21 protein-coding genes and 2 pseudogenes are annotated in these 25,136 nt (G+C 40.4%); 6 read left to right on the forward strand and 17 right to left on the reverse strand.

Features of this window, described 5'->3' with window-relative positions:
* Nucleotides 1-125 precede the first annotated feature (125 nt).
* Nucleotides 126-473, forward strand: a pseudogene (locus LQ216_RS17895) (transposase); the annotation flags it as partial.
* A gap of 472 nt (nt 474-945) precedes the next feature.
* Here the strand turns inward: LQ216_RS17895 and LQ216_RS17900 are convergent.
* Nucleotides 946-1,983 (reverse strand): serine hydrolase domain-containing protein, encoded by a 1,038-nt coding sequence (locus tag LQ216_RS17900; RefSeq protein WP_230130793.1) that lies wholly within the window; start codon nt 1,981-1,983, stop codon nt 946-948.
* Between the two features lie 235 nt (nt 1,984-2,218).
* On the reverse strand, nt 2,219-3,982 hold the full coding sequence (gene ltrA, locus LQ216_RS17905; RefSeq protein ID WP_230130794.1) for a group II intron reverse transcriptase/maturase: 1,764 nt from the start codon (nt 3,980-3,982) through the stop codon (nt 2,219-2,221).
* Between the two features lie 1,301 nt (nt 3,983-5,283).
* Here ltrA and LQ216_RS17910 point away from each other — a divergent pair.
* The 4 genes from LQ216_RS17910 (at nt 5,284) to LQ216_RS17925 (ending at nt 8,622) form a co-directional block, all read left to right on the forward strand.
* Nucleotides 5,284-5,748, forward strand: a complete 465-nt coding sequence (locus LQ216_RS17910) for a hypothetical protein (protein ID WP_230130795.1) — start codon at nt 5,284-5,286, stop codon at nt 5,746-5,748.
* Nucleotides 5,749-5,898: 150 nt separating this feature from the next.
* Nucleotides 5,899-6,429 carry a DUF6431 domain-containing protein gene (locus tag LQ216_RS17915; RefSeq protein WP_230130796.1) on the forward strand — a complete coding sequence of 177 codons (531 nt, stop codon included), beginning with the start codon at nt 5,899-5,901 and terminating at the stop codon, nt 6,427-6,429.
* A gap of 134 nt (nt 6,430-6,563) precedes the next feature.
* On the forward strand, nt 6,564-7,826 hold the full coding sequence (locus LQ216_RS17920) for a DDE-type integrase/transposase/recombinase (protein WP_230130797.1): 1,263 nt from the start codon (nt 6,564-6,566) through the stop codon (nt 7,824-7,826).
* Nucleotides 7,819-8,622 (forward strand): AAA family ATPase, encoded by an 804-nt coding sequence (locus tag LQ216_RS17925; protein WP_230130798.1) that lies wholly within the window; start codon nt 7,819-7,821, stop codon nt 8,620-8,622. The genes LQ216_RS17920 and LQ216_RS17925 overlap by 8 nt, the downstream gene beginning before the upstream one ends.
* 1,092 nt (nt 8,623-9,714) lie before the next feature.
* On the opposite strand, the gene LQ216_RS17930 is transcribed toward LQ216_RS17925, so the two are convergent.
* From LQ216_RS17930 to LQ216_RS18000, 15 genes and pseudogenes are all read right to left on the reverse strand, one after another.
* Complete coding sequence (locus tag LQ216_RS17930) at nt 9,715-10,062, reverse strand: hypothetical protein (protein ID WP_230130799.1); 348 nt, start codon at nt 10,060-10,062, stop codon at nt 9,715-9,717.
* Nucleotides 10,063-10,176: 114 nt separating this feature from the next.
* Complete coding sequence (locus LQ216_RS17935; RefSeq protein ID WP_061786704.1) at nt 10,177-11,652, reverse strand: recombinase family protein; 1,476 nt, start codon at nt 11,650-11,652, stop codon at nt 10,177-10,179.
* A gap of 11 nt (nt 11,653-11,663) precedes the next feature.
* Nucleotides 11,664-11,801 (reverse strand): hypothetical protein, encoded by a 138-nt coding sequence (locus tag LQ216_RS17940; RefSeq protein ID WP_230130800.1) that lies wholly within the window; start codon nt 11,799-11,801, stop codon nt 11,664-11,666.
* A gap of 84 nt (nt 11,802-11,885) precedes the next feature.
* Nucleotides 11,886-12,104: a YozE family protein gene (locus tag LQ216_RS17945; RefSeq protein ID WP_117308112.1), complete on the reverse strand. Its 219-nt coding sequence runs from the start codon at nt 12,102-12,104 to the stop codon at nt 11,886-11,888.
* Between the two features lie 326 nt (nt 12,105-12,430).
* Complete coding sequence (locus LQ216_RS17950; protein WP_230130801.1) at nt 12,431-12,718, reverse strand: YokU family protein; 288 nt, start codon at nt 12,716-12,718, stop codon at nt 12,431-12,433.
* Nucleotides 12,715-14,124 carry a lysine 2,3-aminomutase gene (gene ablA, locus LQ216_RS17955; RefSeq protein ID WP_230130802.1) on the reverse strand — a complete coding sequence of 470 codons (1,410 nt, stop codon included), beginning with the start codon at nt 14,122-14,124 and terminating at the stop codon, nt 12,715-12,717. Before ablA ends, LQ216_RS17950 begins: the two co-directional genes overlap by 4 nt.
* A 166-nt stretch (nt 14,125-14,290) precedes the next feature.
* Nucleotides 14,291-15,703 carry a sigma 54-interacting transcriptional regulator gene (locus tag LQ216_RS17960; protein ID WP_230130803.1) on the reverse strand — a complete coding sequence of 471 codons (1,413 nt, stop codon included), beginning with the start codon at nt 15,701-15,703 and terminating at the stop codon, nt 14,291-14,293.
* Nucleotides 15,704-15,782: 79 nt separating this feature from the next.
* A complete protein-coding gene (gene ablB, locus LQ216_RS17965; protein WP_230130804.1) occupies nt 15,783-16,622 on the reverse strand; it encodes a putative beta-lysine N-acetyltransferase in 840 nt (279 codons plus the stop codon).
* A 58-nt stretch (nt 16,623-16,680) separates the two neighbouring features.
* Complete coding sequence (locus LQ216_RS17970; RefSeq protein WP_253073864.1) at nt 16,681-17,988, reverse strand: peptidase; 1,308 nt, start codon at nt 17,986-17,988, stop codon at nt 16,681-16,683.
* Between the two features lie 12 nt (nt 17,989-18,000).
* Nucleotides 18,001-18,657: a 3-oxoacid CoA-transferase subunit B gene (locus LQ216_RS17975; RefSeq protein ID WP_230130806.1), complete on the reverse strand. Its 657-nt coding sequence runs from the start codon at nt 18,655-18,657 to the stop codon at nt 18,001-18,003.
* A complete protein-coding gene (locus tag LQ216_RS17980) occupies nt 18,609-19,346 on the reverse strand; it encodes a CoA transferase subunit A (RefSeq protein WP_230130807.1) in 738 nt (245 codons plus the stop codon). The genes LQ216_RS17975 and LQ216_RS17980 overlap by 49 nt, the downstream gene beginning before the upstream one ends.
* Before the next feature lie 15 nt (nt 19,347-19,361).
* Nucleotides 19,362-20,705 (reverse strand): aspartate aminotransferase family protein, encoded by a 1,344-nt coding sequence (locus LQ216_RS17985; protein ID WP_230130808.1) that lies wholly within the window; start codon nt 20,703-20,705, stop codon nt 19,362-19,364.
* A 243-nt stretch (nt 20,706-20,948) separates the two neighbouring features.
* Nucleotides 20,949-21,790, reverse strand: a pseudogene (locus tag LQ216_RS17990) (S66 peptidase family protein).
* A gap of 213 nt (nt 21,791-22,003) precedes the next feature.
* On the reverse strand, nt 22,004-23,476 hold the full coding sequence (locus LQ216_RS17995) for an NAD(P)/FAD-dependent oxidoreductase (RefSeq protein WP_230130850.1): 1,473 nt from the start codon (nt 23,474-23,476) through the stop codon (nt 22,004-22,006).
* A gap of 215 nt (nt 23,477-23,691) precedes the next feature.
* Nucleotides 23,692-23,862, reverse strand: coding sequence for a YjcZ family sporulation protein (locus LQ216_RS18000; RefSeq protein ID WP_117308104.1), 171 nt, complete (start codon nt 23,860-23,862; stop codon nt 23,692-23,694).
* Nucleotides 23,863-24,038: 176 nt separating this feature from the next.
* Here LQ216_RS18000 and LQ216_RS18005 point away from each other — a divergent pair, with 176 nt between their 5' ends.
* Entirely contained in the window at nt 24,039-25,133 is a 1,095-nt protein-coding gene (locus LQ216_RS18005; protein WP_230130809.1) for an SGNH/GDSL hydrolase family protein, read from the forward strand.
* Nucleotides 25,134-25,136 lie beyond the last annotated feature (3 nt).

A 25,136-nucleotide genomic window follows, 5' to 3' on the forward strand; every position in this document is an offset into this window, starting at 1 on the left:
CCACCTTTCAATCCCCCAGCTAAACAATAATTCAAAAGAAATATTATAGCTTAGCAGGTTTATATTATGGAAGAAAAGTGTTCAATCTTATCTGGCGGAAACTGTTCAATTTAGTTTAGCAGTTACAAGCAGGTGATCTATCTGGATTTTCTCATGGAAATTCTCTGTTACGTCATGCAGGATTACACCTAGCTGAAGCAAGTTCAGGGAAATGGAAAGGTCAGATTGTCATTTCGAAGCGTGGTAGGTCAAGACTTCGACGCTTCCTCTACTTAGCAACTATGAGCCTTGTGATGAACAACCCTGAGTTTAAAGCAATCCATTCCCATAATGTGAAGGTAAAGAAATTAAAGAAAATGAAATCAATCATGAAACTAATAGGTAAATTAGCAAGGATTTTTGTAGGAATAGCACGACGGAACGAGTCTTATAATCCACATAAAGTACAAGCTACAATCCCTTTAGCAGCTTAGGAAAAACAGAACTAAAGGTCTAACAAAATATTAGTCTATATCTTTATCTTTAATATTGAATGTTGTCTTATTCGTAGGAATTCAAATATGTACGGAGTACCAGGTTTATTGAACAAAAGGGCACTGTGACCCATCCCGTTAGCATAACTGGCCTCCACCCCTTGGATAGGCATGACGAAGGAATGATAGGGCATTTGACCCGTTGAGACATGGGAGGGAGAGCCTCCAGGGGCGGCGTGGAGATGTACATTATATATGGTAAAATATGGAGTATTAGCTAACTCCTTTATTTAACTATGCCTTCACTAAGCCAAAATGACCCGAACTCGTTTCTATTACCCGTAAATCCTTTTTCAAGGGATATGAAATCCTGCGAATAAGTGAGCATTCGAGAGATATTCGTATCAAACTGAGGGAGTTCAATAAGATATTTAATTCCTTAACACGGTCATTTTTATAAAACTAACGCTTTTTAAGATAGAAGAGATTTATATATCTCTCCAATAATCCCTTCCAATTGATGAACGCCTAATTCTGCATTCGTCATAATAACGGCACCTTTTTCCAAGTGTGGATGTGCCACCATCATACATTGAAAACCTACTCCCCAACCGAGTGATGTAATTTCTAGTTCTTTTTCGGAGCCTTCAAGAAACACACCTAATCCTGTCCAGCTTTTACCTCTTTGCGGGGTTATCATTTCTTTTGCTAAACTTTCCGAAATACCCAGCTTACTTTCTCCTTTTACTGCATTCATTAACTCAAGAACTAATTCAGCTAAATCCAAAGAAGTTGTCCATAGTCCAGAAGCTGCTGGATAAGGATATATAGGATGTTTACCATCTACTAATTCCCCGTTTTTGTTATGACCGCAAGAAAAGTTATCTCTATCCAATTCCGACATTGTTGTATTTAATTGGCTATTTTTCATTCCTAGTAGTTCAAATATGAACTCATTTACCACTTGATAAAACTGCTTTTTAGTTACATCTTCTATTAGTTGCTGAATAATACAATAGCCTGCATCTGAATAATGGAATTCACTCTCTGGCTCGAATTGAACTTCAATAGGAACCTTACAATAATGGGATTTTCCCTCTAACAATTCAACCATCGAAGGAAAACCTATATCTGAATTTAGTTCTAAAAAACTACCTTCAGGGTCCTTGATTCCAGATTGATGACTAAGCAAGTTTCTTAAAGTAACTTTTTTATTTTTTGTATATTCATTTTCAGGCACTTTCCAAGTAACAAGTCTTTCATTTACATTTTCATCTAAATTAAGATGCCCTTCTTCTAGTAACTTTATTGCTAACATTCCAGTTAAGAATTTACTAATTGAACAAGCACTAAAAATAGAATCATCATTTACTTTTCTATCACTATTAACTTCAAGTAAACGATAGTTTTCTGTTCCGCTGATTTTACCTTCTTCGAACAATGCAATACTTAAACCGTTTACATTATAATGTTCCATTCGTTCTTCAATTTTGATGTTATTTAATTTCATTATTCTCCTCCTAGATAACTTTATAATGAAATTATAACACGAATGTACGTTCTGATGTATTTATTTGGAAACAAGATTTCCTATTGAACAAAACGTTTGCAATAGGTAAGCGTTTGAGGTTATCTCCGGCTTTTCCCCTGCTCCGCACGGAACGTGCCAGTTTCCAAGCATTCCGCGGTCCATCTAGCGATGGTTTTGTTAATTATAAGTTTCAAGTTACTCTTGTTGACTTGGGTTATTTGATTTGTATTAACTCACATTTTTCACGATATTTATTAATTTTCTGTATCATCGGTTCTGTGATTCCCAAGTTCCCCATGAGTGTATTCATCTTAACTGTATCTGTCATATGGATAAGTTTATGTAAATCTTTATGTAGGATGCGTAGGTTATGAAACTTGTCGCTTCCACCGAGTTGTATAGGAATATAGTGATGACAGTGCACATCTTGCGCTTGGAGAAATAGACCTGTGATTTCACAGTTTCCTTTTTTCATACTGTATCGGCTAATTCGATTATCCATATATTCGACACTGCGTGTCGGGATGTTCGATTCCATCAATAGGGCTAATTCTCGCTTGATATTCTTGTGCAAATTCTTATGAATCTGCGCTCTACCTTTCACAGTGAATGGTGTTAGACTTTGTGTGAAGCTAATAACGTTCTTTGTCTGAACATTCGCAAGGGGAAAAAGGTGAATACCAGCAATTTTAAATGTCCTGAATCCCAGACTATAAAATTTCTTATAGGTTGGGGGTGGATTTGTTGGATGAGCATACTTCCCGATAGGCTTAAGACGATTGTACATCATTGCACCTGTTTCATAGGCAATACGTGAGAACGCTAAGTTGACATGTGTCGCTCTGTTAAAGTAATTATGTAACCCTAAGACAAAACTATTGAAACGTAAGGCATTTTGGGCTGTTGGTGAGGAACGGAGTATTTCGATCCGTTTTTTCGCTTCAGCTTTTATTTTCTGAATTTTCTCGGCACGAACGAAAGTATGAGCCACTCGTTTTTTACCTTTACGATTTGCGCATATGGTGAAGCCAAGAAAGGCAGATTCATGTTTACGTAGATTAATAATCTTCGATTTTTCTTGTGAAATATCAAGTTTTAGACGTTCTTTTAGAAATAGCTTTACTGCGTGATACCATTTCTCGGCTGTTTTCCAATCTCGACAAAGTATTTTAAAGTCATCTGCGTAGCGTACTAAATAACCTTCTTTTAGTTGAGTACGTTTTTTTGCGAGAAGTTCACCTTCCCTAGTCTTGAATGGTTTATGAAGGGGGAATAGTTCCCATTGATTCGCCACCCATTGGTCCAATTCATTTAGCGTAATGTTCGAAAGTAACGGTGAAAGTAAGCCACCTTGCGGCGACCCTTTTGTCGGAATGCCTTCTCCATCTACCTCGGCTTTCAACATTTTTGATATACAAGCAATTACTTGTCTGTCTCTAATGCCTAGATTCCATAGTTGTTTAATCAGCAACGTATGATTGATATTGTCAAAAAAACCTTTAATATCAATATCTACAATGTAATGAAGTTTCGAATGGTTAACGAGAAATTGAACTCTTGCCATTGCATGATGGGTAGACCGTAGAGGTCTAAAACCGTAACTATGATTGTAAAAGTGAGCTTCCGCAATTGGCTCTAGCACTTGTTTAAAACACTGTTGAATAATTCTGTCGAGTATACATGGAATGCCTAGTGGTCGCATTTTGCCATTATCTTTTTCTATCAGTTTCCGTCTTACTTTCTTCGGGCGATAATTCTTGAGCTGTTTTTGTATTTCTTCTATTAATTCGTTCTCGGTTCTCTTCTCAATATCCAAGATGGTTTTCCCATCTGTACCTGGGGTCTTCGACCCTTTATTTGACTTGATTGTACGATACGCTAATAAAATATTATTCCTAGACGTGATGATGTCGTAAAGATAATGGAATTTTTCTTTATCTTTGGCTCGTTGATGTAAGTCTGTAAAGGTGTCGGTCATGTTGTAATAATCCCAATACCGTAGAGCTTGCACTGTGGCATCATTCCTCTATGAAGTGATGTTCCCACGTTCTTACCCGACCGGTGCAATTCACGTTTGAAAAATAATCATTAACTATCGCTAGACTTGGGGCTGTTCCTCCACCTCCATTACAGAGGCTTCATTAGTCGTACCCCTACCCTCATAAGGATAAATGCATTTCGCTATACAACTTATAGCAACCGTTTCGGGTGACAGCCCTTCAATCAACGTTCCTTACTTTCCAAGTACCTTATTAACCTAGCTATCTATTCTAAACTTAGGTGCTTCCTGTAAGCCTGTGAGCTGGATACCGCCATTGTTCGGTATAATGTGTTTCAGAGAAGCAATTTTTACTCCACATCACTCACCCCATCGTAAGATGGGACAATAGTTTCCTATTGCTCGTAACTCTAGACCCGTACCTTCGGAAGTTCGTCTGTTCTTTCCACAAGAAAATTCTCACCATATTTAGTTTTTCAGCCATCCGGCATATCCATTGGCATACCTTTTCCGGTAGGAATGGCTTCAGCCTTTGTTCTGCCGACTTCACCTGAGCTCCAGACCCCATAATCTGTCTATTATGACGCATGCAGGAGTATCAATGGGATAGTTTCAAAATACGTGGTTTTATCATTCCTATCCTCAGTTATAAAGTTAGGATTTCCGAAGAAACCCCTTGTCGTTTCACACATTAGCGCTTATGACAAAACTTGTCGCGCTGCTTCTTTAGCTTAAGTACATTGCTTCACAATATCCTCGAACTACGTACTTGATTATGAATAAATATTTAGTGCATTTTTTTTAATCCCAAGAAAAATAATAATTTAAAGTTAATATTTAGGAGATGATTAAAATTGACTTATAGTAATAAAATTAAAAGTATTCTTGGTGTTGATGTGCGAGCTCGTTATCTTAATCTTAATGAAGACGATCTAATTCATGATCCTTTCAAATATCCAATAATCCATAAACAAATAAATGGTAAAGAAATTGTTCCACTTAATTTAGTAAGATTGTGGCAGAGATAAAGTTTACTAAATATTGACTACCTTACGGATTACGTGGTTAAAAATTGTTCATAATAGGATTGACGCTGCCTCGGAATTTCCTCCGAATTCTAGAGTCAATTTTGTCGTAAGAACACCCAAACTGACTCCCCTTCTTTTGGGTGTTCCTTTTGTGCAATTTTTGTCATGTTATACTTTCCTCGAATTGCGACATTTTTTTTAAAAGTGTATTTTTCTTCCTATAATAAGCATGATAAAGAAAAACATCTGAGTATGAAAATGTTAGTAGCGTCAATTAGAACTGGTCTTTTTTTAATTCCTTGGTTAACTACTTTCTTTATTCCAAAAAATGAGTTTAAAAAATATACTCCTGTTGCAAGCTTCGCAGCATTACTTGTTGTAATTGAAAGTATGTTATCTGTTCCTTTTAAATGGTGGACCGTCAAAGGCGGAAATTTGAATAAGGTTTTTAATGACTTGAGTTTGATTTTAGGACCGTTCTTTATTGGGACCATTTGGATTTTCCGATTTACTTTCGGGAAATTTTGGCTGTACATCATGGTTAATGCACTTATGGATTTATTTTTGGCATACCCAATTAATTGGTTAATGCAGAAATTAAGAGTATACAAATTAGTTAATTTCAAGTCGAAACACATTTTTTATACAGCCATTAGTTTTGCTCTTGTTATCTACGGATTCCAATTATTTATTACTCGTTCAAAGTATAGAAACTAAAAACTGTCCAACATTAATATAAATATTGTAATCAGTCACTTTATATCCTCTCAAATACCGTTGGAATTTTCAAATTCCTCCGGAATAGTTAATATACTTCTCTGGAATAATGTGCTAAGTTTTTTGCATATTAGAAGGGGGAGTTCTTTTATGATCAAATTTCATGATTTTGGTATTAGCTTAGTGGAGTATGGAGAAAGAGGAAAAAAGAATGAATTTCCTTTGTTTGATGAATGTCCTAACTGCAAATGTCATTCCCATGGGAATCTTCATCGTAACGGCTATTACTGGCGTTATGGAATAACTGATGAGACAACCCTACGTATCCCTATTTGTCGCCTAAGATGTTTACAATGTGAAGTAAATATCTCAATCCTTCCAGACTTTCTTATCCCTTATTTTCAACATACTATCCATACAGTTTTAGAACGAGTGAAGAAAATTCTTCAAAGGAAAAAAGCAAAAGGCAGCCGTCAGTTATTGAGGTTTTATCTAAATCGTTACTTAAAATGTATAAATTGGATTCATAGCTTCTTTATCAACTTAGGAAAGATTAGTGGCATGTCAGAGGATATAAAAAAAGAGGCCACAAAATATATGAAAATGATCCTTGATTTTGGCGAATCACCCTTCTTACGAAGGTCCTGGGGTCATTTATCAAAATACTTTATGGCAAATTAATTCTATCATATTTAGGTGAATTTAAAAATATTGTTTGTCCCACATACCTTTTTCATAGTCAGAAAATATCGAAAAAAGTAGAATAATAACCATGGATGACCGGTCGTCCTTCTATGAAAAAGGAGGAAGATTCCATGAATGAAAAAGAGCGTGAACAAGTGGCCTTATTTCGGTATGGCCTAATAGCCCCTCTCTTGAATGGGCAAGTTGATCCGAAAGAATATTTAAAGGGATTGGAGGGAAAGGTTCATTCTATCCCCCATTATGGAGAAAGAAAAATTGCAGAGAAAACAATGAAAGAGTGGCTTCTGCATTATCGAAGAAATGGATTTGAAGCTTTAAAGCCCAAGAAGCGCATGGATCGAGGGAATTCTCGAAGGCTATCCCCTGATGACCAAGATCTTGTCCTTGAAATACGAAAAAAATCTCCCCATATGCCGGTTAGTGTTTTCTATGAACAACTAATCGAGCGTGGAGAGATACAAAAAAATCAAATATCTTACTCTACTATAATTCCATTATTAAAAAAACACAACCTTGTAGGGAAACAAATTGTGGCGACACCAGAAAGAAAACGGTTCGCTCATGAAAAGGTGAATGTGTTGTGGCAGGCTGATTTATCCCATGGACCTTATGTACCCGTTAACGGAAAAAAGACAAAGACATTTTTAATTGCCTACATTGATGACTGTTCTCGTCTTGTGCCGTATGCGCAGTTCTACTCGTCAGAGAAGTTTGATGGATTAAGAGTAGTCACGAAAGAGGCTTTAACTCGTAGAGGGAAACCCACAATCATTTATGCGGATAACGGTAAGATCTATCGATCTGAAACGCTTCAGTATGCCTGTGCACAGCTTGGAATTACATTAGCCCACACGCAGCCGTATGATCCCCGTGCTAAGGGGAAAATAGAAAGGCTATTTAAAACGATTCAAACAAGGTTTTATCCGCTATTACAAGTGGAACCAGTTCATTCACTAGAAGAGTTAAATGAACGATTTTGGAGCTGGTTAGAGAAAGATTATCACCGAAGAGTTCATGCCTCTTTAGATGATAAAACGCCTCATGAAGTGTTTCAATCTCAACTAAAGGATATAACATTTTTGGAGGATTTGTCTATTCTTGAGACGATCTTCTTAAAACGAGAACAACGTAAAGTAAAGGCTGATGGGACGATTACGTTAAATAAAGAGCTCTACGAAGTGCCTTCCCGTTTTATCGGTCATTCTATTGATGTTAGACTAGACGAAAATGGGGTCTATATCTTTGAGGATGATAAGAAAGTGGCTGAAGCAATTCCTGTATCCATGAAGGATAATGCGCATGTAAAACGGGCTCGCTCACCATTTTCATTGTCTCAAACAGCTGAAGTGAAAGGGAAACAAGATCATGTATAAATCTTTTTACTCTTTAGCTCAAGCACCATTTTCGAAAGATATACGCCCTTCGGAGGCATTTCCTTCCATTGACTATCAAGAGGCTTTAAATGCATTAAATTATTTACAAAAATCAAAGGGAATGGGTCTCCTTATTGGGGATCCAGGCGCAGGAAAAACGTTTACCTTACGGTCCTTCAAGGAGTCATTAAACCCTTCTTTATATCATGTAATTTATTTTCCCCTTTCAACTGGTGGCGTCATGGATTTTTACCGTGGGTTAGTATACGGCTTAGGGGAGGAACCGAAGTTCCGTAAAGTTGATCTTTTTAGGCAAATTCAACATGGTATCGAGCGAATGGCTGGGGAACGTAAAATCACACCTGTTTTCATTTTAGATGAAATGCATATGGCAAAAGATGCTTTTTTGCAGGATATAGCGCTGTTATTTAACTTTCATATGGACTCAACCAATCCTTTTATCCTGGTTTTAGCTGGCTTACCGCATTTAAAGACTCGATTAGCATTAAATCATCATCGTCCACTATCACAGAGAATGATTATGAAATATGAGATTCAGCCATTATCGAGAGAGGAAGTTTCCAATTATATTCATCATCATATGAAACTAGCAGGATCGAAAATGCCCATTTTTACAGAAACCGCCATAGAAGCCATTGCATTACGATCTCAGGGCTGGCCTCGGGTTATTAATACATTAACGATTAATAGTTTATTATTTGGATCCCAGCTAAATAAAGATCAGATTGATGAGGAAATTGTTAGATTAGCTATAGAGGATAATGGCTTGTCATGAAGCGAGGGATATTAGTATTTGACCATTATCAGCAAGAATGGAGAGCATGGTTAGGACAACAGTCTTTTTGGGTAGAGCAAGGCCATTCATTTGAACTGCGAATCCAAACCAGGTATTTAAAGGCAAACTTGCAGAAGGACTTTGATTGGTTCATAACTCTTGAAAGTGAAGTAAGGTTCGTGCTCCACACTCACGAGGTGTATAAAATTCGGATAAAAAGACAGGATTATATAACAGTTCATGCCCCTTTTTAGGGGTTTTCTTTTCCTGAAATTAAGCTGAAATTAATTGAAAAAGATTTTGCAAATTCCGAAATATAGTGAAAAAAATAGCACAATATTTCAGATTTCCTCCCGGATTAAAATGGAAAAGAGTATCTGGAATATTGTGCCCGTTTACATAAATATTTATTGGATGTTTTTACCATTACATTCGTTACTTTGAAGCACTATACTTATTAGTGGTTGAGGGATTGATGCTCTCGACTTTTCCCTTTAAATAAAAGTTTTTTTGGTCGCCTGTTGGTTCAATACATAATATGGGTTCCATATCATCTTACGTAAACCATTGTATTATTTTGTAATTAATGTACAGAATAAATCCATGCCACGTTCCTAGTGTCGCTTGGTAAATATTTGATGTGCTGTCCATCCTTTAGGGGTGGACGTTTTTATTTTTTTCATCTGGTCAGAAGATCTATAAATCTTGTCGCTAGGTGAAGAAGAGGTTATAATGCTCCTCTTTATTTCGAATTTTGGTTCAAATACGACGTAAAAAGACATGTAGATTTTTCTCCCTCTTGTTTCACTAACCGGCTCCGTTTGTTTAAGTGCAATCCTTCACAATTTTTGGATCGACATGTGAAGATAAATGAATTTTTCCGATTTTCCAAGTATTCTTACCTTACAATGTGTATGTTTAAGACAGGAAGGGGGTGTTTTATGGGAAGGGAAAAAGTTCAACCTCATGTATGGCATGTAGGAAACCTTTTAAGAGAAATGATAAAGTCTACACTGACACCATGTTTACGCAGATACTGCATGTAAAATGTTTTATATACAAACGTGAATTTATAAAAGATACAGGAACTTATCAAGAAATAGTAGAAAAATATCCTCTATACCAAAGATCATTTATTGTAACGGATAAACCAATTACTGATCTAATGGTAGTTTCTTCACTTAAAAGAAAATAACAATGAAAAAAGGATTCAGTAAATGTCTGAATCCTTTTATTACTCTCATTCTTACCATCCATAACTCCACCTACCTGCCTTAATTTGAGGCAGAATACCCTTATGTATTCCTTTAGTTCTTCTGTTAGCTCATCCAGTGTAAAGTAGATTATTTGTGGAGCGGCTGTATCCATCACCTGGACTTGTATTTGTGATTGACCTTTTATATCAAAAACCTTTTTTGTCAACATAATGTGATATGGCATGAAATCACCTCATTAACACCATAACAAACATACGTTCCTATGAGTAGCATTTTTTTCTAATGAAAAAGCCTAGGTAAATATTTAACCTAGACTTAAAAGTACATAACATGCTGTTTATAGCCACTCAATTTCAATTGTTACTTCAGGAACCTCTGTTTTAGTATTATGATTTGCAATCGCATTTGTTGAAAACCAAATTTTTTTAATGAACGTTTTTAGGAAAGCATTACACTCCTCTGGGTCAAGCATCTCTATCCTATCTATTACATCAATAATTTTTTCTAACCTTCTTTGTTCTTTTTCAGTGTTTTTTAAGTTTTTTATTTGAATATCCACTAATTCCAGCTGTTGCTTTACCTGTTTAATTTGTCTCTCATTCTCCTCACTCATTACAAGAAAATCACTCTTACTAATTTCGCCGTCTGCTCTCATTATTGTTAAATTTTTTTGTCTCTTTTCAAATTTTTCTAATTGCTTTCCTAAGGAATCGACTTGATTTTTTAATTTATTTTCTTCATCCGAAGTATCAAGAGATTTTAATTTCTGAATTGCCTTTTCAAAGTCTACCTTCTTTTCTTTGACCTTATTAATCACATAATCTTCCACCGGAAGATATTTATGCCCCCTATCTCTGCAAGTATTATTGCTTATTTTATAACTACAAGATTTGATATAATCCGTTTCGTTTCCATCTATTTGGATATATCTTTTTCTTTCACAGCAATTACAATAAATTAGGTTTTGTAGTTTTCGTGTTGCTTTCTTTTTGTTGAAAAATTTTCCTGCTGTGTTTTCTTCAAGTATTTTTTGCACCTCTAACCATTGTTGCTTTTCAATGATCGGTTCGTGTGCATTTTCAACGAAAACCTCATCAACAACTCTACCGTTTACCCTTCTACATGCTTGAACTACACCATAGTAAACAACATTTCTTCTTAATGATGATATATGGGAGGAAGTTAAGACTTTTCCAATTCTACTTCTCCAACCTAGCGTATCTAATTGTTTGGCTATTTCATTCGCACTAACTCTTTCTAATGTCTTTTGGAATATGTACCTAATTATTTTTGCTTCTTCTTCAACAATGACCAATCTTTGATTTTTGTCCTTTTCATATCCCAAGGGTGCCTTATTACTGTTTGTCCATCTACCTTGTTCTGCAGCAGCTAATCGACCTCGACTTAGACGTTTTTTGATTTGCTTATACTCAAAATTTGCCAACATTGCCTGGAACGAATATAACATCTCATTACTTTCCTGAGTAAGATCAATTGCCCCTTGGGGTGTCAAAATTTTTATGTCATTTGCTATTAGCATGGTTTTAATTTGTTCTGCATAGGCATTGTCACGGGAAATCCGATCAATATCCATAACCAAAAGATAATCGTATTCATCTAATTTATTTAGCAATTGAGTTAATTGAGCTCTTTGAGTATTGATACCACTAGAAATTTCTTGATAAACGTCATAAGTCAAGTTATGTTGCTTTGCAAGTTTGACAAGAGCATTTCGATGATGTGTTAAAATTTCCTCAATATCTAATTGTTCCTCATTCCTTGATAATCGTAAATAAATCGCAGCCAATGCCATTTCTTATCCCCCTAATGTGTCAAAATAAAATCATAACACATGACCAATAATAATAGAAAGTTAAAATCCGTGACGTTCCCGACTGTCCCGTACATCGTAATGACCACCGTATCACCCTTCTTGAACTTCGGCTCTTTCCTTTTCCCCATTAGTGACATCCCCTCAAGCATCGCCCTCAAGTTTAATTAAAATAGTATATGCAGGGGGAAATATTCGGGTTAATGGAAAAGTGTTCAGCCTTCAGTCTGAATATACAACTCCCATGCTTGATCAAAAACGGTCATACTATCCAGATAGTGACCGTTCATTTCAAGATAGGTGCTGATTTCATGATAATCGGATGATTGCTTTGGAAAACCATGATCTTCATATGCTTGATTAGCAAATGCCGTAATCTCATCAATGTTTTTCGGCTGTCTGTACTTCATAAGAAAATGATAAAAAGATTTCATTACAATCCCCTTTTTAATTAGTTAATAATAGACTTTATTTCGATATTACTATAGCGGATGAAATCACCGCGGTCTAGTTTAACGTTCATTCGGCTATGTACGTTTCTCCTCTTATTATGAATCCTTTGTAAGCTAAAAATAACCATGGATTTATATGCAAAAAATATTCTTAAGAATTGTTAAACAATAAAGAAAACTCACCACTCCGGTGAGTTCCTCCGTGTATACTATTTATGCTGCTCTTCTTTCTCGTCTACTGTTTGCTGCGGTTAACCTTAATTAAAACCAAATAATCCATTTTGAAGCAGTTTGACCGGCTCCCGCCATCAGGAAAAATCAAAATAATTCCTTTTCAAAAGCCTTGGCACCTTCATTAACGCTTCGAATGGAATTGATTTATCCAGCTGGGCTGTGTTTATCAAAAAGAGCTGATCTTCAATTTGCTTAACGATGCTGTCCACCTGATAACAGGCACCGCAGGCATCACATCGTTTGGAAGGGGTTGCTGTAATTTCAATCGCTTTTGTGCCATCCGGCAACTCCCAATAGACCGGGGCCGTAACATCAGAAAGGCTGCCTTCGTTGCACCACTCGCATATCTCCACTTTGATCATCCTTTTTCCTTTTCTTGTTCACTGTCCTTCGCCAGTTGCGCTTTAAATTTTTTTTCTTTTAAGGTGTCTCTTTTTTCACGCTGGTCTTTTAGCGATGCATGACTTGGATTCAATTCATAATCCTTTCGTCTGTCCATTCGCTTCAATCCTTCCGGTACAAGATTGAACTGTTTATCGTTCATTAAACCGGCAATGCCGGTATCTGAGCCCTTCTCTTCCATATCAGGATAGATATGCTTGAAATAATCATCTGCTCTGCCGGGCGTGTAGTTCTCCGGCTCCGGGTAACTGGAGATGACCCCTTCAAAATTGCGAAGAATGGTTTTGGCCGGTGATTGCGAAAGAATATAGTTAGGCTGAAGGGTAACTTTTCCGCCTCCTCCAGGTGCGTCGACGACAAAGGTCGGCACCGCATAGCCCGAGGTGTGGCCACGAAGTCCCTCGATGATTTCGAGTCCTTTTGAAATCGGTGCGCGGAAATGACCGATTCCTTCGGATAGATCACATTGGTACATATAATATGGACGCACTCTGATTTTGACAAGGTCATGGACCAGTTTTTTCATGATCGCCACGCTGTCATTAATACCGGCCAGAATAACAGCCTGGTTACCGACCGGGACACCCGCATTAACAAGCATTTCACACGCTTTTTTTGACTCTTCGGTTATTTCAATCGATGTATTGAAATGGGTATTCAGCCAAACCGGATGATATTTCTTTAATATTTCACACAGGTTTTCGGTGATTCGCTGCGGGAATACAACCGGTGCCCGCGTACCAATTCGGATGATTTCAAGGTGCGGGATCTCGCGCAGGTTTTTTAAAATATATTCTAAAATGGTGTCATTAATTAGCAGACCGTCCCCGCCTGAAATGAGGACGTCCCGGACTGCCGGCGTTTCCCGGATATAGCTGATGGCCCCGTCCAGCTGTTTTTTCGGCACACCCATCCCAATTTGTCCTGAAAATCTGCGGCGCGTACAATAACGGCAGTACATGGAGCATTGGTTTGTCACCAAAAACAGTACTCGGTCAGGATATCTGTGTGTTAATCCCGGAACCGGTGAATCCTCGTCCTCCGCAAGCGGGTCTTCCATATCATATTTCGTTTTGTGCATTTCTTGTGAGATCGGGACTGACTGCATTCTGACCGGACATCTTGTGTCATCGGGATCCATCAGGGAAGCGTAGTAAGGTGTAATATTTAAAGGAATTGTTTTCGTAGAAATCCTGACGCCTTCTTCTTCATCAGGAGTTAGATTAATGACCTTTTTTAAATCCTCCAGCGTTCTGATTGTGTTCGTTAACTGCCAAATCCAATCATTCCATTTTTCCTCTGGCACGTCTTTCCATAGCTCAATGTCCTGCCAATGGCGTTTTGGTTTGTATAAATTATGAATCATGGCATTGCCTCCTTGTTTGTGGTTACTAATAATTGATGCAAGAAGCATGCCAAAATGTATAAAAAACAGATTCACTTCAAAAAAAAAGAGCCCATCTGTTAGCATGGGCCTCTTAAAAGTATGCAACATCCATTTATTTTTGCAGTAACATTTCATTTTTGTTCATTCACTCGTTCAGAATCTCGTGCTTTTTGATTTTATATTGCAGCGTTTGTCGCGGGACTTCGAGAATTTTAGAAGCCTGATAGACATTGCCATTCGTCTGAACTAGGGCCATCCGTATCAGTTCTTCTTCCGTTTTTTTGATTGCTTCCCTTAGCGGCAGCAAATGTGTATTGATTCCTGAGAAACCGTTGAATAATATCGGGAGCTCATTTTCCGTTAAAACATCTTCTTCTGTAACGTTCATCATATATTCGATCGTATGCTTTAATTCCCGGACATTTCCCGGCCAATGATAATGTAAAAAGGCACTTTTCACCTTTTGATTCAATCCTTTTACTGTTTTGCCAAGGTTTTGGTTGAACAACGACATGAAATGATTGGATAGCAATACGATATCCTCTTTTCTTTCTACTAAAGGAGGAAGTCTGTAGCTCATGACATTCAGCCGGTAAAACAAGTCGGCGCGAAGGTTATTTATCTTAAGTGCTTCTTCAGGATGGATATTCATTGCGGCAATCACTCTTACATCAACGGAGGTGCTTTTCGTGCCGCCTATCCTTCTTACGAGTCCGTCCTCCAACACCCTTAACAGCTTTGCCTGCAGTTCTATCGGCATCGACTGCAGCTCATCAAGAAAAAGCGTTCCTTCATGAGCCAGTTCAAACAGCCCCTGTCTGTCCATCGCTCCTGTATAGCTGCCCTTGGTCGTTCCGAACAACAGACTTTCGAGCAGCGTATCGGGGAGCGCTGCACAATTTTGGGCGATGAACGGGCCATTCCACCTCTTGGAAGCATTATGAATACTTTGGACGAATAGTTCCTTGCCAACGCCGCTTTCCCCATAAACCAACACGGACGAAGATGAATATGCCGCTTTTTTTCCTTGTTCGATAATCTGCCGAAACAGAGGACTGTCTGTTAAAATATCCGAAAATGAATACTTGGCGCCATTATGGTTCGTCGGCTTTTTTTTCTGCTTGGTTATCGTGCTTTCGAGGTCCAATAATCGTTCAGACAGCACCCTTAGCCTGGAGACATCCTTCGCTATCTCCACCGCTCCAATCAGACTTCCTTCCACGAATATAGGCAATGTTGTGTTCATCGTTTCGATCATCTTTCCATGAAGATTCACGTAGGATTGACCTTTGTATGTAATCGGCTTTCCTGTCTCGATGACTTTCAGCAGTGTGGAAGAGTGCCTGGTCAAAGAGGGGAATGCCTCCAACAAAGGCCTTCCCAACACCTCTGTAATTTCCAATCCGTCATGTACCGCTGCCACTGCATTATAAAAAATCGTAATCCCCTTCGTATCAATGACATGGATTCCTTCATCAATACTTGTTAATATCGCTTCTAATAGTTCTCGGGTGTTATAAAGTTCAGCTGACACCTTCTCACTCCTTATAGCTTGCATTTCCCCTGACGTGGAGGTTTGCTTACTACCATATATATGAGGAAGTGCCAAATACTTGCCGTTTTGTGCTGAAAATTCGTCAATTCTTCACCCAAAGATTCATATCTTCTATTTTATCGAAAATGTAGCAATTGTTAGCGAGCCGCCCCCTGTATCCATATCCAAGCTGAAAAAACACCGCGTTCATCCCGTAGGAGAGCGCTCGTGCAATCGAATACACACAATATATTTCGTGATCAGCCAAGTATTCTTCCAATTTGGCAATCAACAGCTTCATTAAGCCAAACTGCCGATGCTCCGGCAGGGTCGCACAGTCAGTAATTTCGGCATTATGATATGTTTCATTCACTTCCGCAGAAGCGGCGCTGACGATATGACCTTCATATTCATATATGTAAAAAACAGTTCCAGACTGCATGCATTTTTTTACATATTCCGGCTGATTCATCGGTACCGGATAAATTTTGAAGACATGACCGTATAGGTCAGCCAGCCCTGAGGCATCTTCTTCGCTTGCTTTCCGTACTTGATAGCCTTGAGGCGGGGCGATTGAGGCTTTCTTTGGCAGTGAAAGTACGCCATCAAGGATGTTATCCGCTTCTGTCCATTTATCACTGTTTCTCCTGTTTGACTGAAAATATTTCGCAAAGAAAAAACAGTCGCTTCCTAAAAAATATTTGTCTACAGATCCCTCATAGAGAAACCCCCGGCTGATTAGTTCCTGGAAATTTTCATGCCTTGCCTTAACGATCAGTTTTTCCGCATCGCTATCGGCTGCGAGATGAATAGCTTCCGTCATGCATCCATTGAAATTCCCGAGGTAGTCATCGACTCTTACCCTGCGGTTAAAACGGTCAATTGTAATGTTTAACGTATATCCCTGTTTTTTTATCAGCTTTTGCTGTAATGGATTATCCACCTTTTTCCTCCCTCGCCCTTAACTGGACGCTGCGACTTCTTAGTCAAGCACGAACGTTTCAAACTGTTTCACTTTTTGTTTCCCCTTGATCGACGGCCGTTTCTTCAATGCCGCACCAGTTAATGATGGTAAGCGCAATAATTTCCGCCACTTCCATCATTCTATCTGTTTCTATATATTCATTGGCATCATGGGCCAATTCGGTCTTTCCCGGTCCAAAAACAACGACCGGTATTTTCCCTACATTTGAAAGATATCCGCCATCCGTACCCCAGGGCGACGCTTCGATCGAAGGCTGTTCACCCTTGACTTCAACAAAGCTGTCGGAAATGGTTTGCAATAACGGATGGTTTAACTCTAAATTCGATGGAAGCCATCTGGCACCGAACCATTCCAATTCGATCGGTTTTGCGCAGAACCATTCATTTGTCGCATTTAAACCGGCTATGCAGTTCTCAAGCGCTTTTTGGGCCTCTTCCATTTTTTCAGTAGGCGCAATGCCGAACCTGCCTTCCATAATAGCCGTATCCGGTACCGATGAAGGCCACTCCCCGCTTGAGATTTTTCCTATATTAATCGGGATCGGGATTGGGATGTCTTGATAAAGTGGATGATTCAAAGCCTCATTCCGTTCTTTTTCTAGTTTCTTAATTTCGTTGATTACCTCCATAGCAAGCTCAATGGCGTTTACCCCTTCATATCTTGTGCCTCCATGAGCAGATTTGCCTTTTATCGTCAGTCTGAACCACATCGATCCCTGTTGAAGTGGAAACAGCTTCAGATTGGTAGGCTCCGGGATGATGGCCCCGTCAGCACGATAACCTCTTAACACGGCAGCCAATGTCCCGGCGCCGCCGCTCTCTTCTTCGATGACACTTTGAAAAATCACATCGCCTTTTAATTCAATTCCCAAAGAAATGATGGCTTCGAGAGCCAAAAGCAGAGAGACCGTCCCACCCTTCATATCGGTCGTTCCGCGTCCATACACCTTCCCATCCTTCACCATTCCGCTATATGGTTCTTCTTCCCAATCGCCAGGATTGCCCTCCGGGACCACATCAATGTGACCATTTAAGATCAGTGACTTACCATTGCCTTTTCCTTTCCTAACAGCGACAAGGTTGGGATTACCACTAAAATCCCTCCGGTCACAATAAAAATGCCGGTGCTTACGCAAGGCATCGTCTCCAATTTCCCATAAGTCTATTTCCAATCCGAGCTCCCTGCATTTCTCTACAATAATCGCCTGGGCCTTACCTTCCTGTTCCCTCCTGCTAGGTTCCTGAACAAGCCTCTGTAAAAGTTTCACTCCACTTATTCCATGTTGCTTCAACCAATTATGGATTTCCTTTTCGCGAGCCATCAATACCCCTCCTGTCTACTCCCCATAAACCGTAAGTCTATCTGAAACCTGAAATGGCGCCTTTGTATATGTTTTAATTTCATCGATTGTAAACGGCACAAATAAATCCGTTAAAAGTAACACGTCAGCCAAAACAGAAAATACACCCATTTCCGTTATGACCATATGTACACACTTTTTTGCGGTCAGCGGCAAGGTGCAGCTTTTTACCAGTTTCGACATACCTTTTTTGTCTCGATGATTCATAAGCACAATCACCTTTTTAGCCTTGGCAGCAAGCTCCATGGCCCCTCCCATCCCTGGTACCCTTTTACCCGGCACGATCCAGTTGGCAAGGTCGCCCCGTTCGCTTACCTGAAGCGCCCCAAGGATCGTTACATCGACAAGCCCCTTTCTAATCATTCCGAACGCAACCGTACTGTCACAGTACGAAGCACCATTCCGTATAGTGACCGGGTATCCGCCTGCATTGCATAAATGAGCGTCCTCCATGCCTTCTTCCGGTGATTTTTCCATTCCAACGATTCCGTTTTCCGCATGGAAGATGATCGTGTGGTCTGCCGGCAAAAAATCGGGAACGAGTGAAGGGATACCGATCCCCAGGTTCACAAGCATCCCATCCTTTAGCTCTTCAGCTGCACGCCTTGCGATTTTTTGTCTTCCCAAACCCATTGCCAATCCACTCCTTCCGATTTAACGATATGGTTGACAAAAGCGCCGGGAGTAATAATCTCTTCCGGGTGAAGGGCACCGAGCGGCACGATTTCCGCCGTTTCCACAATCGTGACCGTCCCGGCCATGGCAGCGAGGGGATTTGTATTACGGGCACTTTTGTCAAAAACAAGGTTCCCATATGGATCTGCTTTTTTGGCATACACAATGGATATGTCAGCGGTTAGAGCGGTTTCAACTAAAAAGGCTTTTCCCTCTATGGTAATCGTTTGTTTATCTCCCTTTACAATCTCTTCTTCCAATCCTATGTCTGTAAGGATGCCGCCAAGACCCATTCCGCCGGCTCTCATCCTTTCAACAAGCGTTCCCTGCGGGGAAAATTCCACGTCCAGCTCGCCCTCGGTCATATACTTTCCGGCATTCGGGTTGGAGCCGATATGTGAGACTATGATTTTTTTTGCGCGTTTATCACTCACGACTTTGCCTATCCCAATATCAGGGAACCCTGTATCATTTCCAATCAATGTCAAATCCTTTATCCCTGAATCCAAAATGAGATTCACCAGGCCCGGTGGTGTGCCAATGCCGCCAAAGCCGCCAAACATGATGCTCATTCCATCCCTGAATAAATGCCTAATATCAGCAAATCCACAAATTTTATGAAAAGTGTCTTCTATCAAGGTTTTCACTTCCCTCTATCCTGGTTATGAATGATGAGGCAACATTTCTGCAAATTGATTCAAGGTTTTTTTAAATCTCCGGATCAGTTCTTCGATTTCCCTTTTCGTTATCGTTAAAGGCGGCGCAATGATGATGGCTGCACCTGTCACTCCATCTGGACCGGCGGAAGCCGGATATACAAGCAGACCGTTTTTTGCCGCTAAGGAAACAAATTTATTAGTAATGTCGAGCTTTACCGGAAACGGTTCCTTCGTTTCTTTGTCCTGAGCAAACTCCACCCCGAGCAGGAGGCCTTTACCGCGGATGTCGCCAATGAATGAATACCTGCACGCAAGCTTTTCGAGCAAATTTCGCAAATACACACCTGCTTCCACAGTTTTAACAACAAGATTATTCTTCTCTAAATATTCAAGGACTGCCAGGGAGATTGCACAAGATTGGGGATTGGCGCTGAAGGTATGCCCGGCCATGATTGATTTTGAACCGTTCAAGATCGGTTCCATGACTTTATCGGTCATAACGGCAGCGGCAATCGGCGTGTAACCGCCGCTCATTCCTTTGCCGAACGCAATGATGTCAGGCTCCACATCCCAGTGATCGGAAGCAATCATTTTGCCGGTCCGTCCAAAGCCGGTCATTACTTCATCCGCAATAAAAAGAACGTCATATTTTTCACAGATTCGCTTAAGCTTCTGGAAATATCCGTCCGGCGGGGAGATGGCGGCTCCGGCGGCTCCGATGACCGGCTCGGCGATAAAGGCGGCAACGTTTCCAGGACCGATCCGGCGAATGGCCGACTCCAGTTCCGAAGCACAGGCCATGCCGCAGCTGTCAGGCTCAAGGCTATATGGACAGCGATAACAGTATGGTGCGGAAATGGCCGGGTACGATTCGAGCATGGCCGCAAACCGTTCCCTGCGCTGCGGGTGCCCTGACATCGACAAAGCGCCAAGAGTGATTCCATGATAGCTCATCCATCTGGAGATGATTTGATTTTTTTTCGGCTGCCCTTTTTCCTGCCAATGCTGGATCGCAATCTTTAGGGCTGTTTCGGTTGCCTCCGAGCCGCTATTCACAAAAAAACTCCAGGTAAATCGATCATTGGTCAGACATGCGATTTTGGACGCGAGTGATTCAGCCGCTTCGCTTGTGAATTGAGACCGGTATACAAACGAAACTCTTTTTGCCTGTTCAGACATCGCTTCTGCGATTTCTTTTACACCATGTCCAATATTGGCAGTAACAGCCCCGGATGAGGCATCAAGGTATTCCTTTCCTTCCGTATCATATAAATAAACACCTTCACCAAAGCTGATGATTGGATAATCTCCATCCAGGACGGGTTTAATCAATGATGATTGCTTCATAATCTGCCGCACTCTCCTTTTGCCGCAAGCAAAATGACAATATAGTAAAGTGTATGATGGATCAGGTTTAATCTTTCATCCTATTTCATTTTGAACCCTGTTGCATGTAAAGAAAACTTGTCGGTTGACGAGCCTCTTAAGGCAAAGACAGAGACGTAGGTGACTTATGCAAAGGAAAGTTTAAACTTTCCTTTCTGCCAAAAAAAGCTACCCCCCTGGTTTCAGCTTCGAGGGGGGTAACTATCAATTGTTGTTTAAGATTTTGATTTCGGCCTTGCTGCCTTTGGCGGCAATCCTGGCCCTGCCGCCAATCGGTACAGCCGCAAACGGATGAACATGGCCAAAGTTCGCATTTGCAATGACCGGGATCCCGTTTAATTCTTTTTTGGAAGCGATGATTTGCTCCAGCGCATAATCCGTCATCCCTGACTCCTTCAGGCAGATGAAGGACTGATTGAAGGTCACGGTCAAAGGTTTCCGCCGATAATCGTCCCTTCGGCTGCACCCTCCTGGAGAATCCGGTAGCCTTCGTTCTTATGAAACGTCCGGTTATGCTGGTCAAGAAACCAGGCATCATCACTCCACGTTTCACTCGCTTCGATCGTGTATTCTTTTGCTTCTGTTACCGCCTTTAGGAAATAATCCTGCGTATACTCAAATCCCGCTTTCACGCCAAAGGTAGAAAAATGGGGGCCGGAATAGGAAACAAGCCCTGCCTTTTGGAGAATCGCGAGGTTCAGCCCGGTGATATCGCTGTACCCACAAAACACCTTAGGATTTCTCCTGATCAATTCATAATCGATTGACCGCAGCAGCTGGTTGGCATTATACCCGCCGATTACCGTAAGAATCCCTTTCACGTTTCTGTCCGCGAATGCCTCGTGCAAATCCTCGACACGGGCTTCAATCGAGTTCGAGAAAAACTCGTCGTGATCATTAATATTTTTTCCATATGTAACGTTAAATCCAAGCTGTTTCAATCGGTCTTCCGCTATCTCTCTTTGTTCTCCCTTTATGATCGCCATGCTTCTTGATGGGGCGATAATCCGGATCTCATCCCCCGCCTTTAATGTAGAAGGCACCATTTTCCCACTCCTCTCCATTTAAACCATTTTATCAAAAGTGGTTTTAAGTTGCATAAGAAAAGCAACCCCTTGTAAATAAAGGACTTTGACTATAACCAGCCGCCTTTATGGCACATAATTATAATGACCCCCCGCGTTAGCTGGACATTTAATAAAAAAGTTCTACTTTAATTAAAAAACTCCCTGGCACTGGATGCCAAGGAGTCAAACGCCTTATACGGGTAAAGCTTCTTTATGCCGGGCAGGTTTCCCTGTCGATTTTTCCACAATATCGCGTGCAATCCAGACACCGCAGGCACTTGCCTGGGCTAGCCCGCGCGTGATTCCCGCTCCGTCGCCTCCGACATAGAGACCGGAGATTTCCGTTTCAAAGCGGTCGTTCAGCTTGGGACGCGCTGAATAGAATTTCGCTTCAACCCCGTAAAATAATGTGTGCTCCGAGGCTATCCCTGGAGAAACCTTATCTAACGCTTCTGTCATTTCAATCAGGCTTTTCAGCGTATTATACGGCAAGGCAAGACCTAAGTCTCCCGGAACCGCTTCCTTCAATGTCGGTTCAAGGAAACCCTCTTTGATTCTTTTATCTGTTGAACGGCGCCCTTTTAAAATATCACCATATTTCTGGACAATCAGCCCGCCGTTGGACAGCGCATTTGCCAGTTTTGATACTTCGTGTGCATATTCATTCGGCTTATCAAACGGCTCGGCAAATGTATGGGATACAAGCAACGCGAAATTGGTGTTATTGCTTCCGAGTTTCGGATCTTTGTATGCATGTCCGTTTGCAAGCATGATTCCCGAATGATTCTCGACCACGACATGACCTGAAGGATTGCTGCAAAATGTCCTAACTTTTGTACCGACCGAAGTATTAAAAATGAATTTTCCTTCATATAAATGCTCATTGATTTCTTCCATGACAATATTGGAAGTCTCGACCCTCACGCCGATATCGACTTGATTATTCAACATCTTAAGCCGCCTTTTCTTCAGAAGGGCGCTCAACCATTTAGATCCATCCCGTCCCGGTGAGATGACGACCTTGTCTGCCAATATCGTTTCACCGTTTTTCAACAAAATTCCCCGGGCCTGATGGCCGTCCGCACCCTTTTCGGTAACAAGGTCTTCCACTTCCTGCTTGAAAGCCATATCTATTTTCTCTGTTAAGTATTCATAAATGCTTTGCATGATCATTAAGTTTTGCTCTGTACCTAAATGACGAACCTGCGCACGAAGCAGCTTCAATCCCGCTGCATAACCCCTGTGTTCAATCTCCCTGACTTTATCCGTCATTGGGTCTGTGATTGTATCGGTTGCACCGTGACTCAAATTGATTTCATCGACATATTTAATTAAATCAATCACCTGGGAATCCGGCAGATAATCGGTCATCCAGCCGCCAAATTCACTGGTGATATTAAACTTTCCATCTGAATAAGCACCCGCCCCGCCGAAGCCATTGGTAATCGAGCAGGCTGGCAGGCAACCCGCAAATTCCTTCCTGCCTATTGCCGGAGGACATTTCTCAATCTTCCGTTCCAGGATTGGACAATTTCTTCGGTATATATCGTGGCCTTTATCGATCAATAAGATGCTAGCTTCCGGCATCTTCAACGTTAGCTCGTAACAGGTAAAAATTCCAGCCGGACCCGCGCCGACAACAATTACATCATATTGGGATTTCATCATAATTCCTCCCGGTTAAAAACAATTAATAATCTTTCCTATGCAACTATAACAAAGCATGCAAAACAGGTCAATTGAAATACGAACATTTCTAAAATAATTTTATTTAATATTCGTAAATATTGCTTTTTCCCTAATGGATTTTTACCTTCCCTCTAAACTTGTCCCTTTTTTGACGAAAAAAAACCGACCAAGAGGTCGGCTTTTCATTAATATTAATGCCCGAAAGAAGCACCAATAATTATCAACAAAATAAACAATACTACTATTAGCGCAAAGCCGCCGCCAAATCCTTTGTCATACCCGTCATGCCCGTCATACCCATGGCCATATCCATGGTCGCATCCACATCCGTACACAGAATTCACTCCTTTGGATTTTTGCATTCTCATTACATCCTTACAATATGTCTAACAGCCCGCCCTTGTCTGTGCTCTAGCCCTATTTTACAAATATTAATTTTTTTTATTTTTTCTATTTCAGACTATTACATATTGAAGTATAATTTGAAAAAAGATAGAAATAATTCTATAAATTAAATTGATTTGCCGGGGGAAATGTATTGAAAAAGAAAGGCCGCTTAATTGCACCTTATGCTGCTGCATCATTATTGGTCCTATTGATTTGTTTTTTTGCGTTTCAAAAACACCAAGCCACTTATGGGTTTGATGAGACCTTAACCGTTTATGAAAAAATTTCGGAGAAGAAGCCTATAAGATATACGGTGATTGGTGACAGTATTGGCCGTGGTTCCGGTGCAGAAGCACCCGAACAAAGATGGTTCAAAGTATTGGAGAGCAAGATGTATGCCGAACAGGGTATAAGAATGTCCGGTGAATATAGCGTCCAAAGTGGAGCAACTGCTTTCGAGGGATTATACAAGCTTTCTCAGTTTAAAAATGCAGGTAAGTCAGATCTTGTTTTCATCGTCTTCGGCGAGAATGACCGAAAGTATATGGAGGCCAACGATTTCAGTGTACTTTATGAATCATTGATTCGAAAGGCTAAGGCTGTGTTTCCTAATGCTGAAATCATGACCATTACGGAAAGTTCTTTGACATATGACAGCTTTGCCGCAGAAATTGAAAAGCTCTCCGCTCATTACCATGCCTCTCACCTTGATATGCGGTCAGTCTTTCAGGAAACTGGCATTCCTGCTAAAGAATTAACTAAGGATCTCGTCCATCCAAATGGACGCGGATACCAATTATACGCAGACGCAATCTATCGTCAGTTGACACACGATGCAGAACAGAACAAAGAAATCACTGCTATATTCGAATCGCTAAACGACCAAACATTTGAGAAATTTAGGACGATTTCTTCCTTTAAAGAGAACCAAGGTTTTACGATGAAAAATGGCTATTTAACGAGCAGCCAAAAGGGAAGTTCTCTTGAATCTGAATTCCATGGCGAGGTCCTAGGGGTGAAGCTTTTAAGAAGTCCTGACGGCGGAGAAATAAACGTATATATTGACAGGAAATTCGTAACAGCGATCAGCACTTGGTGGCCATTCGAGCGTGAACGTTATCTATATATCGCAAGCGGTTTATCAGATGGCCCGCATACTGTCCGCCTTGAAGTGTCAGGTGGAAAATCTCGAAACAATGTATCCGAGAACTCTATCATCCAGGTTGCATCGATAATCGTAAATTAAGAA

The sequence above is a fragment of the Bacillus sp. CECT 9360 genome (genome assembly GCF_918741275.1).
GTDB lineage: Bacteria > Bacillota > Bacilli > Bacillales > DSM-1321 > Peribacillus.